General features: G+C 48.1%; 11 protein-coding genes. 1 reads left to right on the top strand and 10 read right to left on the bottom strand.

Translation table 11 applies throughout. From position 1 onward, the window contains the following. Window positions 1-614 precede the first annotated feature (614 nt). Window positions 615-1328: a GNAT family N-acetyltransferase gene (locus tag AC07OI_RS13360; protein WP_495257575.1), complete on the top strand. Its 714-nt coding sequence runs from the start codon at window positions 615-617 to the stop codon at window positions 1326-1328. A 140-nt stretch (window positions 1329-1468) separates the two neighbouring features. Here AC07OI_RS13360 and AC07OI_RS13355 read toward each other — a convergent pair whose 3' ends face one another. The 10 genes from AC07OI_RS13355 to AC07OI_RS13310 all read right to left on the bottom strand — a co-directional run bounded on the left by AC07OI_RS13355 (window position 1469) and on the right by AC07OI_RS13310 (window position 10246). After that, window positions 1469-1708, bottom strand: coding sequence for a hypothetical protein (locus tag AC07OI_RS13355; protein ID WP_495257574.1), 240 nt, complete (start codon window positions 1706-1708; stop codon window positions 1469-1471). Between the two features lie 689 nt (window positions 1709-2397). Beyond that, on the bottom strand, window positions 2398-2835 hold the full coding sequence (locus AC07OI_RS13350) for a hypothetical protein (protein ID WP_495257573.1): 438 nt from the start codon (window positions 2833-2835) through the stop codon (window positions 2398-2400). 587 nt (window positions 2836-3422) lie between these two features. Beyond that, the gene (locus AC07OI_RS13345) at window positions 3423-3614 is read right to left on the bottom strand and encodes a hypothetical protein (protein ID WP_495257572.1); all 192 of its coding nucleotides are present in this window, start codon (window positions 3612-3614) and stop codon (window positions 3423-3425) included. 104 nt (window positions 3615-3718) lie between these two features. Next, a complete protein-coding gene (locus tag AC07OI_RS13340) occupies window positions 3719-5617 on the bottom strand; it encodes a hypothetical protein (protein WP_495257571.1) in 1899 nt (632 codons plus the stop codon). A 586-nt stretch (window positions 5618-6203) separates the two neighbouring features. Next, window positions 6204-6635: a hypothetical protein gene (locus AC07OI_RS13335; protein ID WP_495257570.1), complete on the bottom strand. Its 432-nt coding sequence runs from the start codon at window positions 6633-6635 to the stop codon at window positions 6204-6206. Between the two features lie 114 nt (window positions 6636-6749). Then, a complete protein-coding gene (locus AC07OI_RS13330; protein WP_495257569.1) occupies window positions 6750-7223 on the bottom strand; it encodes a hypothetical protein in 474 nt (157 codons plus the stop codon). Between the two features lie 269 nt (window positions 7224-7492). Beyond that, a complete protein-coding gene (locus AC07OI_RS13325) occupies window positions 7493-7720 on the bottom strand; it encodes a hypothetical protein (protein WP_495257568.1) in 228 nt (75 codons plus the stop codon). A gap of 153 nt (window positions 7721-7873) precedes the next feature. Continuing rightward, window positions 7874-8305, bottom strand: coding sequence for a hypothetical protein (locus AC07OI_RS13320; RefSeq protein ID WP_495257567.1), 432 nt, complete (start codon window positions 8303-8305; stop codon window positions 7874-7876). A 180-nt stretch (window positions 8306-8485) separates the two neighbouring features. Continuing rightward, window positions 8486-10033, bottom strand: coding sequence for a hypothetical protein (locus tag AC07OI_RS13315; RefSeq protein WP_495257566.1), 1548 nt, complete (start codon window positions 10031-10033; stop codon window positions 8486-8488). A gap of 9 nt (window positions 10034-10042) precedes the next feature. Beyond that, window positions 10043-10246, bottom strand: a complete 204-nt coding sequence (locus tag AC07OI_RS13310; RefSeq protein WP_495257565.1) for a hypothetical protein — start codon at window positions 10244-10246, stop codon at window positions 10043-10045. Window positions 10247-10278: the final 32 nt, after the last annotated feature.

The following is a 10278-nucleotide window of genomic DNA, read 5'->3' as shown; positions in this document are numbered from 1 at the left end:
TTTTTGCGTTTCGTAGTCACGCTACGTAAGCCAAAAACGCCGCCCGGATACTTTGCGTTGACGCGAAAAACCACAGAACGTGAGGCTTAGTGTTGTTGTTCTAAACGACATGCCGCCTGTCAACCGGATGCCATGCTCATGCGTTACGCGCGCAGGAACATAAAAAAACGACGCCTGCTTGCTGCATGGCGTCGTTTTTTTTGGGCGGTCATAACGCGTAGGGTGCGTTGTAACGCACCATCCAGGAAGATAGCTATGTAGAGAGGGGAAATATTACATAAATAATTTTCATTGTATTTATATAAAACGATCAAATTTTTGATACGGCTTTTGTGGTGCGTTATAACGCACCCTACTGACTGTATGGCGTCGTTTTTTTTGGGGATAATCACAGCACGCCGTACCAACTTAAACGCAGCCGTGACGTAGGGCGCAATATATTGCGCCTCACGTTTCGGCTACGTCACTGCTATGTTCGTCGTTGGGATATACGCACCGGCTCTCCTTCTGTCTGTGACCTCCTCCTGATGTCCAGACAGCATCCGGCTTGTCACCACGGCAGCCATGCAAGCTGGGTATAATTAAGCAACCAACGCACACTCAGGGACAAATTAATGAGAGCACATCTCGATGCACAACACCAAGGCAATCGGTATGCAAATTATCCAGAAGATGAGCATGCCGCCTCACTACAGGCAGACCCTGAGCTGGTCGGGCGCTGGCTCAAGGGCTGGGCGCTGGCACGAGGCATCGCCCAGCCTGTCGCTGCGCATGGTGGCTGGCGTGTCGATGTAGGCTGGCCCGAGCAAAAGGCACGTCATGTCTTCCCTGGCTTGCTGCCAGGTATCGCAGACCTGGCGCACACCATCAGCGAACCCTTCATTTTCTTGAAAACCTGCGCCTCCGCTGCCGCACTACGGGCCATACTGCCTGCCCGCTGGATCATGCAGCGCCCCGGTTACATGATGACGCTGGCGGCCAGCATGCCAACAGCGCCGGATTTGCCAGCGGAATATAAACTCGATATCACACTGGCACAGTCCATTTCCATGGTGCGGGTGCTGACGGCAGAGGGTGAAGTGGCCGCTTCCGGACGCATCGTATTCGTCGATGGGCTCGCCATCTATGACAGCATAGAAACGCAAGCCGCACACCAGCGGCGCGGCCTGGGGCGTGTGCTCATGAAGCAACTGGAAGCCATCGCCACAGAGCGCGGTATCGACGACGGCGCACTGGTGGCGACGCCTCAGGGCCGGGCACTGTATGCCAGCCTGGGTTGGGATTTGCATTCACTGTACAGCACCGCCGTCATCCAGGCAGCTGTCTGAAACTATCACAAGCGCTGGAAAAAACCGGCACTGCCTGCCCCAAGTATGCACAGTCCGAACCGGCTCTTTGCGATCTTTTGCGAAGCATCATTGCAAAAGTCGCGCATGCAGCGACAGGTTCAACACTCCCGGCTATCTGCTTAGCATGTCCAGTAAATCCTTTTGCGCAAGTCAACCACATCGGGGCCATCGCTACAGCCACCAACATCCCTGGCATAGCGGTCGTCCTTGCTGGTGCCTATGATCCATTGTTTCGAGGCTGCATGCCACATCAGCGTGCCCTCGGCAATAACCCCTTTGGGGAAAACTTCCGATGCGCGCCGGTTGATCAAGACGATATGATGGCCACGAATTTTGGCAGTCAGCGCCAGGCTGGGCATGTTGGGTTGTTCTGCAAATCTGTGCTTGAACGTATATTGTCCAGACTGGAGCGGCAACGGCCGCTCGGCTGCAACTGTGCTTGTGCAGATGGCCAATACGAACATCGCGATCAGGGCTCTTATTCTATGGACAGTCATGTGCTTCTTTCTTGATGACATCAATTTCCCATTCAAGCCCGCGTAGGTACGATTAGCGCAGCGTCATCGTACGCATGTGAGCCGCAACTCTATTTACTGATTGAAAACCACGACGGCTTTTTGATATTGGGTCAAGTATACATCGCACTCGTGCAGGGATGGATAAATGACGAATACAAGATTTGCTTGAGGTCTTTGCTTATTGATGGCACTGCATGCGTACGATTACGCTGCGCTAATCGTACCTACACCGGCTGCCGTCTTTGCCCTTGATGATATACCCCATTCATGCCAGTGGGGCGTACCGCGCGCGCAGGGTGTTAAAATTTTCACGCAAATCATGGTGATAAATAAGGCGTATGGCATGCAACACATTGTAATGCACACTGCGTCAACTTGTGCATTACATGCGTACGATGACGTTGTACCAATCGTATCTACACGGGCTGTGCTGTGTTTTGCCCGATTGATGAAATCAGGCTAGTCCTGCCGCGCAAACATGCTCCCCGCCCGCAGTCATCCCGTTTTTCAACAGGCTTACTTGTTGACGATCAGTCTTTGGATACCCAAAATTGCAAAGTGTAATCTGGAAAGCTTCCTGCACTTGCTTCCAGGCACAATTGGTATTCCGGTCTATTGAAGCATCCCGTGTGACGGCTCCCAAATTGTTCACTGGGCGCCAGCCAGGGAATTATTTCATCAGAGATTTTCTGCGGAATAATGCTTTCATTGAAGTCGCCTTGTTTCTGCTCTTCTTTGCGCTTGAGATAGGCTGTCAGTTCTTCTTTTGAATAGCTTTGTTTGACATCGGCACTTATCGATCTCAATTTCCTGGTACCCGGATAAGTAATCATTGAGATGCTTTTCGCTTTTGCCCGAAAAACGGTCTTATCAGGAAGATGGACCGTCAAGTAGTAAACAATACCGTCGCAATAATAGTTATTATCGAGCCCGGTTAATTTAAAGCAGTTTGCTTTTTCTTGCGACATGATTGTGTCTATCGTCGTGCTCTCGTCCACCGTCACATTGATATGTGCGGGCCAAATACGTTTAATCAGGAAAATGCTTGTTGGCACAAAGACGCAGAGCGACAAAACCCCAATAATGACCGACTTATAAAGTTTGGTTCTGCGCCTTTTGTAGGCATAGACAAGACCAAACCCTGATGCAAGGTAAGCCGCCGCCCAGAAACATAGAAAAAAAATCCCACATAAACGAGTTCAAGACCCATTCCCCCCATCATATATTCACCCCTTCCGCATTAATGATGCTGTCAAGCTGAGGAGCTGCCTTTTTTTGAAATTTCATCAATACTCCTTTCAGACTGAAATTGCTTTTATTGTTGTAATCAGTGTAGCGTAAATGCGTGCATCATGCTTTTTATCATAGCAGCGATGATAGCCATGCGTACGATCACGCTACACTTTCTACCTACATCCCGGACAGGTTCTTTGCCTCCATTACTTTGATATTTTCATATATGGCACGAGCTCAGATGGGATTTGATACAGATTTCTAGGGTCGGTCATTTTCTGAATTTGTTGGCGCGTGATCTCACTTTGATGGTCGTGGGCGTTCAGTCAACATAGAATTTTGCAGGAATGAAAATAAGCATCAGAAAGGGAATGGCTGTTAATCCATAAAAGAGGCGATCAAATACCTTTCTTTTATAGAAATAGCTTCCAGTGAGCCACAGCGCAAGGCTCACAATGACATACTCGGCCACAACGATTCCACTAAAAGCGGCTAAGAAGAATTTACCTTTCATCCAAGCATTCCAATGAGCATAGACGAGCCAGATTGTTCCAAAAGAGCTAATGCTCAAAGATAAAAAATAGAAGACCATGCTTATTCGTTGCTTCCAAAAGACCATTATCGAACTCCTTGCTTGTATAGATATTCTGCCAGGGCATTTCTTCTTTCCTTACCGGCATCTGAGTCCGGGGCATAATAAAAATGACCTTCCCCAGTACCTGCCCACATCTGTTTGATTAAGGTAGGTGCTCCAGCAACCAAGGATGTGAGTGGTATGCCTGCCTTGATTGGATCACCCTGTTTTTCAAGATCCAATACGATAACATTGTTAATGTTTTTGGTGTTCTTGACGGTTTTTAAAAAATCGTCGCTGATTGGCGATGCGATCAAGACGAGATTGTCTACTTTTGTACCGGCTCTGGCATAGTTAACGGCGACCTGAGCTGCCACTTCTGATCCATAGGAGTAGCCAATAAGATTGAACTGATTTCCGTTTTGATTGAATTTCTCAAGCGGAGTTGGAAATGGATGTCGGCCATATCTATATGCTTGTACGCCTGGCCCCGCATCTAATAAGGTTCCATACGACCAGGTATCCCTGTTTGCTGGCGTTAATTTTATCCCGTGCTGATCAAACGCACGGACCATATCTTGGACATAGGCGCCATCCATTCCCGCTCCCCCAAAGAACACGTTGCCCTTGATTGTTTCACCAGGTTGAAGATGGTTTGTAGGAATCTCTTTTGGAACTCTTTGAACGGAACGTAAGTTTTCGTCTCCGCTGCGAACATCAATAGCACCATAATGTGGAGTCTCTCCAAAAGGTAAGGTTTGTAGTCCGCTAGCAGGAATGAATTGAATATCCTTTGGAGCTATATTTTTGTCTCCTTGGATATTTCGATTGAGCATTTTACTTAGATACTCGATACTGGGTTGCCCAGCGCCATTCCCAAAGCTGGCCTGCGCGTTTGATTGTTCAGCTTGCTGTCTTTGCGCCAATTCATTCGCCTGCCGTCTTTCAGACGTATCATCAGCAATAAATTGACCACCTGCACGCAGGTTCGCATTGGTGATGTTATCCGGGATAGTCAAGACGCGTCCAACTGGCAAATTGCGTGCGCCATCGACGGAAGTTGCTAGCCCATTCTGAGCAAGGATGGACATCCCTGCCCGGCCATCATTAAAATATTGCTTACCGAGCAGCGAGGGATTATCACCACGCCGGATAGTGTGTGTACGAGGTGCAAATCTGAGGTCTGCAGCATTACCGAGCAAGTCATCTATCTTGAGCGGGATATTGACACCGCTTTCTACTTCTTCTCGCGTCAAGGCGGGCATGCCACGCAATCTTCTAACGTCTCCTTGCAGGGACAGGCTTCCTACGTCCTCAGGACGAATTCTTTCTGTAAGACTTGCGCCCAAAGAATAATCTGGCAAGAATTTAACGCTATCGTCATCTGCTACTTTCTCTCTGCCATACGGGGTATATGTTGGATTGCCTTCTTGCAGGTCATCAGGATTAATGATGCCGAAGCGATTTTCCTGTGGAGCCGAAGTATCAAATCTGCTGAGTAATCCCGTATTTCGCCGGGTTAAATTTTGCGCAGCAGAAGATTCGCTGTTTGTCTCACCGTTATCCACCATGGTATTCAACAGCCAGCTTCTCGCGGGGGTGTTGGCTTGCAGGTATTCACGACCGAAGCCACCAGCGTCAGTAGTGGACATGCTGTCTCCTCTTGTCATCAGCCTGACACCAGTGCTTGCCGGGGAGAGTTGGCTGCCCACGTCAGCGAACAATGGCAGCCTGTAGCTGCCTTCATCATTGTCGGCCCTGCGCATGGCGGTGCCGGATGGCAAAAGACGGATGCTGGGGTCGAGGTCTGAGAGTTGCAAATCATCTGCCATGTTACTGGCATAGTCTTGCGCATTGAAATTATCGTAGCCGTCAAGCTCGTCAAAATCGGGGATATGGTAGTACAGGCCGTCGCGGCCGCGTATGCTGCTTCTGTTTGGCATGGTTGTTCCTTATATGTTTTTGAATGGAGGTGCAGGCTTGTTGCCTTGTTGTGGCATTGCTGTTGCGCATGGCGATGCGCCCTGCACTACAGCAATTGCTTCCTGTAGGAGCGGCGTTAGCCGCGAAGCTTGCGACCCTTGCAAGCATTCACAGCTAAAGCCGCTCCCGCAGAAACTCTTCTCCTGCATCAAGAGCTTGATACAGCGATGTTTGTTGAGCGGCGTGCGTCAGGCGCACCGGTTTTTTTGATGTGAATGCCTGCAAAATAATGGTGAAATATAGTGCGCACGGCGCGCCCCCTACTGACCGCATGACGCAGTTTTTGGCATATCCTATTTTTTGTACATTGCCGTGATGTAGGGCGCAATATATTGCGCCGCATGTGCACTTTGAATACGGCAAAGATGTTTTTCGAGAGAATGCGGTGATCACATACGGCGCATTGCAATGCGCCCTACGTCAAGGAAATTGCTGCCCGCAAGAACGGCTTCGGGCGCGAAAAATAAGTATGATAAGCATTTGCGGCTAAAGCCCCCCTACGGGAACATGCGCGATTTGAAAATGCAGGTGTTCGTATTTGCCAGCTCACACGCCCCATTCAGCTAGTATGACTTTAAAGTCCGGAGAGATATCAAATCCTGGTAGCCAGTCGTCTTCAGGATAGGCATCAAGTCTCACATAAAAACTGCCATCTTCGTGCAAATATAAACAAGAGATTGGCGCGTTGAGGAGTCGGTAATCAGGATGCTTTTTTCGCCACTCCTCAGTTGGAGCATCAGGCAAATTGGATGAGGCAATGATTTCAGGCAGCCGTGCAATCAACTCTGCAAATATGTCCATTTGCGCTACGCTTGGTTCGTGGCTCTTTGCCCGTATTCTGATCGGGTAATCAATACCACGCAAAAGTGCATCTGCAATCCAATCATTATGTTCGGCGCGGTACCTGTACTGACCGACCAGCGGGTGACTTATCCAGCCCGGGTTTTGGGTTTGAGAGACATGATTTTTTTCGTTCATTTATTTCTCCTTGCCAGTGAAATGTGGAGATTTTTGCACTGCGATTGTATAGATACATCAACTTCTTATCGCTTTCGAAATTAACATCGGCAAAACGACGTTCAGGATGTTTGTCTACTCGTTCAATTCTTTCAATTTCTCTGATATCATCTTCCTCACTTCGTCATCTTTGTCATGGATAAACGGCTGCAATAAGCTTGACTTGTCTGGTCGATGTGAGTATGCAATGATCGGTATTGCATGTACCAGACATATGGCTGGAAGCTGGTTTAAAAGTTCAGCAGTTTCATCTGCAATCAAGTTTGTTAAATCCCCATTGTCGAATACTGTTGCAAGCAGATTGAATATGCTCTCATTGACAGCTGGATCAGCTTCATGTTTGAGTTGATTCATTAATTGCTTCACGATAGATTCCAGATCTGTCGGGTTCACCTCCCCATAAACAATGAGGTCGTTTAACTCATCAATGAGCAAATCGCGCTCTTTATACCCAGGGTTGCTGATTCTGTTCATCAAGTCGTTCATTGTCCACCTTTCTTTGATTTCATTAAGCCCGCGTAGATACAAGCGCAGCGTAATCGTACGCATGTGAGCCGCAACTCTATTTACTGATTAAAAAGCACGACGGCTTTTTGATATTGGATCAAGTATACATCGCACTCGTGCACGGATGGATCAATGACGAATACAGTATTTGCTTGAGGTCTTTGCTTATTGATGGCACTGCATGCGTACGATGACGCTGCGCTAATCGTACCTACGCGGATTGAATCCCCCCCAATCAGCCAATGTGACTTAGAATTCGGGAGAGATATCAAACATAGGGATCCAGTCGTCTTCAGGATAGGCAGCAAAACTCAAAAAAAACTGCCATCCTCGTGCATACGAATAAATGAGATTCGTGCGCTGGCAAGCCGGTATTCAGGGTGCTTGCTCCTCCATTCATCCGTGGGCGCATCCGATAAATTGGAAGAAGCAATGATTTCAGGCAACCTTGCAATCAATTCTGCAAACCTGTCAATTTGCACTTTGGAGGGTTCGGTTCCCTTTGCCCGTATTCTGATCTGGTAATCAATACCACGCACAGATGCATCCGCAATCCAGTTATTGTGTTCGGCACAGTACCTGTACTGACCAACCAGGGGGTGACTTATCCAATCCGGGTTTTGGGTTTGTGGGGCATGATTTTTTCGTTCATTTTCTTTTCTTTACTAAAGTAAAGATAATTTTTCAGTGCCTCAAACACCCCATATAGCTTCCGTGACGATAAAGTCCGGGGATATGCCAAATATTGGCCCCCAGTCGTCTTCAGGAAAGGCATCGAGAAAAATAACAAAACTGTGGTCTTTACGTAAGGACAAATACCCAATCTTTGCATCAAGCAAGCGATAATCGGGGTGCTTGTTCCGCCACTCTTCAGTTGGGGCATCAGGCAAATTTGATGAGGCAATGATTTCAGGCAGCCGTGCAATCAACTCTGCAAATATGTCCATTTGCGCTTGAATCGGTTCGCTTCCCATTGCATTTATCGAAACAGGATAATCTATCCCATGTACTTTTGCTTCTGCAACCCAGTCATTGTGTTCGGCGCGGTACCTGTACTGACCAACCAGTGGGTGACTTATCCAATCCGGGTTTTGGTTTTGTGGGACATGATTTTTTTCGTTCATTTTCTTCTCTAGAATAATGAGTCTTTGCATTGTCGATATTCTTCATCAACAAGAATTTTTTGATACGAATATTCTACACGGTATATATTTTCAACGTTTAGCCGTACCAGCTATTTTGCACACCGCCTCCAATGAGGAGGCGATGGAAAATTCATCGCGAATTGGCGATATAAGTTATTTCTATCTTGTTGAAGGAACTACTCCCACATCCTGATCCCGATAACCGACGCCAAAATAGCGATTGATCGAACCACAATTCTGGCAGGCGGCTCTGATATTGCCTGTAGGATTATGTAGCTGGGCTGCTCCCATAAAGCCCCATGGTTGGTCATTATTATTCAATATCTGGGAAAAAACCTGGGGTTCGGCGCAGGTGCCGCGAAATCCTGCGGTATCTGGATGTAAATTGTTTTTGTCGATCAGCTCTTGTACGAAAGAGTTTTTTATTGATGGAATATTTAAATTTTCTCGAGGGTTAACGCTATATCCGAGTTTCACTCCCCCTGCCTTGTCAATGAAAGCGGTTACCATTCCTGATTTTGCGTCGTTTTGCACTTCTTTCACCGCTTGTTGTGCCAAAAACTCAGCATTCGCCTGGTTGGGAAATATCGTGATTTTATCCAGCTGCGTCCTCCAGTCAGCTGGTAAATCAGCTTTTGAAAAAGTGCGTTGTCCCTTAAGCCCGGCTTCTGACATGAAGCCGCTTTCAGGTCGCATGCTGTCGCGAATTGCATTCACTCTACTACTGAAGCCTGAATTTGTATTAAAAAAATTCGCTCTGCGAGATGGAGGAACTGTATTGCTTCCCCATAATTGTTGACTGTCATAAGTAGTACTACTTCGCGGTCTACCAACCCTTGCCCCTGCAATATCAAGCCCTATGGCGCCAAGCTGATTTGCGGATTCGACTTGTTCTTCATTTCCGCCAAACAGGCGGGTATAAAAGCCGGGAGCATTAAAAATTGGCCCAAGCAAAGCGAGTTCGAGATTGTTCTTTACTCTCAGCTTTGCCGCATAGTCGGTCCTGTCCAATTCCATGCGTTCATTCGGCCTCCCGGCATGTAGCATTCGTAAAGAATCGGGCATCCTTGATTGATCGGGAGTTTCGAACTTTCTCAACTGCGGCATTTCATCGGTCAATTCCTGCCAATAGTAATAACCCGCTGGTGGTGGCGACCATTTTTTAGAAAATTTTGCTTTACCCGCACCCGGTCCAAAAATGGTGACATCTTCTGGTAACGGTGTCGTTTCAGGCTTGTCGTAAGGTGTTGCCCAGCTCATGGCGCCGGTATCGCGGTCTGTAAAACTTGGTGGTCCTTGCTTCGCGATGATCCCGGGCAAGGAATCAACCATATTGCCTGGGTCGCTTTGTCCTGGCGTGGCACGAGAAAATAAATCCTGCACCGGTGTGTAGATTTGTGGACTGCCGCCATAGAAGTGGTCATCTGCGGCAGCTCGCCTGATGTCCATATCTGCTGGCGAGAAGCGGCTGCCCCAGTCAGCAGAAAACGGCAGGCTGTAGCGGTCTTCATCACTACCACCTCTACTGACAATGGTATTGGGCTTCAAGCGGGGAATGTTGGGCCCCAGGTCTGACAATTGCAGATCGTCTGCCAGATTCTGGTTGTAAGCTCGTGGATCGAAATTATCATACCCGTCAAGCTCATCAAAATCGGGAATGCGGTAGTACAGGCCGTCGCGGCCGCGTATGCTGCTTGTGTTTGGCATGGTTGTTCCTTATGTGTTTTTGAATGGGGATGCAGGCTTGTTGCCTTGTTGTGGCATTGCTGTTGCGCATGGCAATGCGCCCTGCACTACGGCAATTGCCCAGTGCAAGGTGCGCCGTGCGTCCCTGTGTTGATTTGGATATTTGAAAAAAAAATGACCGGAAATGGTACGGGTGGTGCGAGTAGTACGGGTGGTGCGGGTGATGCGTGTCATGCGATGTAGTGCGCACGGCGCACTCTACTGGA

Source organism: Undibacterium sp. GW821-FHT07F11, from assembly GCF_059418665.1.
Note: the sequence above shows the minus strand (reverse complement) of the source record. Positions and strands in the feature narration are given on the sequence as shown.

Bases quoted from the DNA above. Each gene is read 5' to 3' on its own strand.
- AC07OI_RS13360 (WP_495257575.1), top strand. From the start codon at position 615: ATGAGAGCACATCTCGATGCACAACACCAAGGCAATCGGTATGCAAAT.
- AC07OI_RS13355 (WP_495257574.1), bottom strand. From the start codon at position 1,708: ATGCCCAGCCTGGCGCTGACTGCCAAAATTCGTGGCCATCATATCGTC.
- AC07OI_RS13350 (WP_495257573.1), bottom strand. From the start codon at position 2,835: ATGTCGCAAGAAAAAGCAAACTGCTTTAAATTAACCGGGCTCGATAAT.
- AC07OI_RS13345 (WP_495257572.1), bottom strand. From the start codon at position 3,614: ATGAAAGGTAAATTCTTCTTAGCCGCTTTTAGTGGAATCGTTGTGGCC.
- AC07OI_RS13340 (WP_495257571.1), bottom strand. From the start codon at position 5,617: ATGCCAAACAGAAGCAGCATACGCGGCCGCGACGGCCTGTACTACCAT.
- AC07OI_RS13335 (WP_495257570.1), bottom strand. From the start codon at position 6,635: ATGAACGAAAAAAATCATGTCTCTCAAACCCAAAACCCGGGCTGGATA.
- AC07OI_RS13330 (WP_495257569.1), bottom strand. From the start codon at position 7,223: ATGCGTACGATTACGCTGCGCTTGTATCTACGCGGGCTTAATGAAATC.
- AC07OI_RS13320 (WP_495257567.1), bottom strand. From the start codon at position 8,305: ATGAACGAAAAAAATCATGTCCCACAAAACCAAAACCCGGATTGGATA.
- AC07OI_RS13315 (WP_495257566.1), bottom strand. From the start codon at position 10,033: ATGCCAAACACAAGCAGCATACGCGGCCGCGACGGCCTGTACTACCGC.
- AC07OI_RS13310 (WP_495257565.1), bottom strand. From the start codon at position 10,246: ATGACACGCATCACCCGCACCACCCGTACTACTCGCACCACCCGTACC.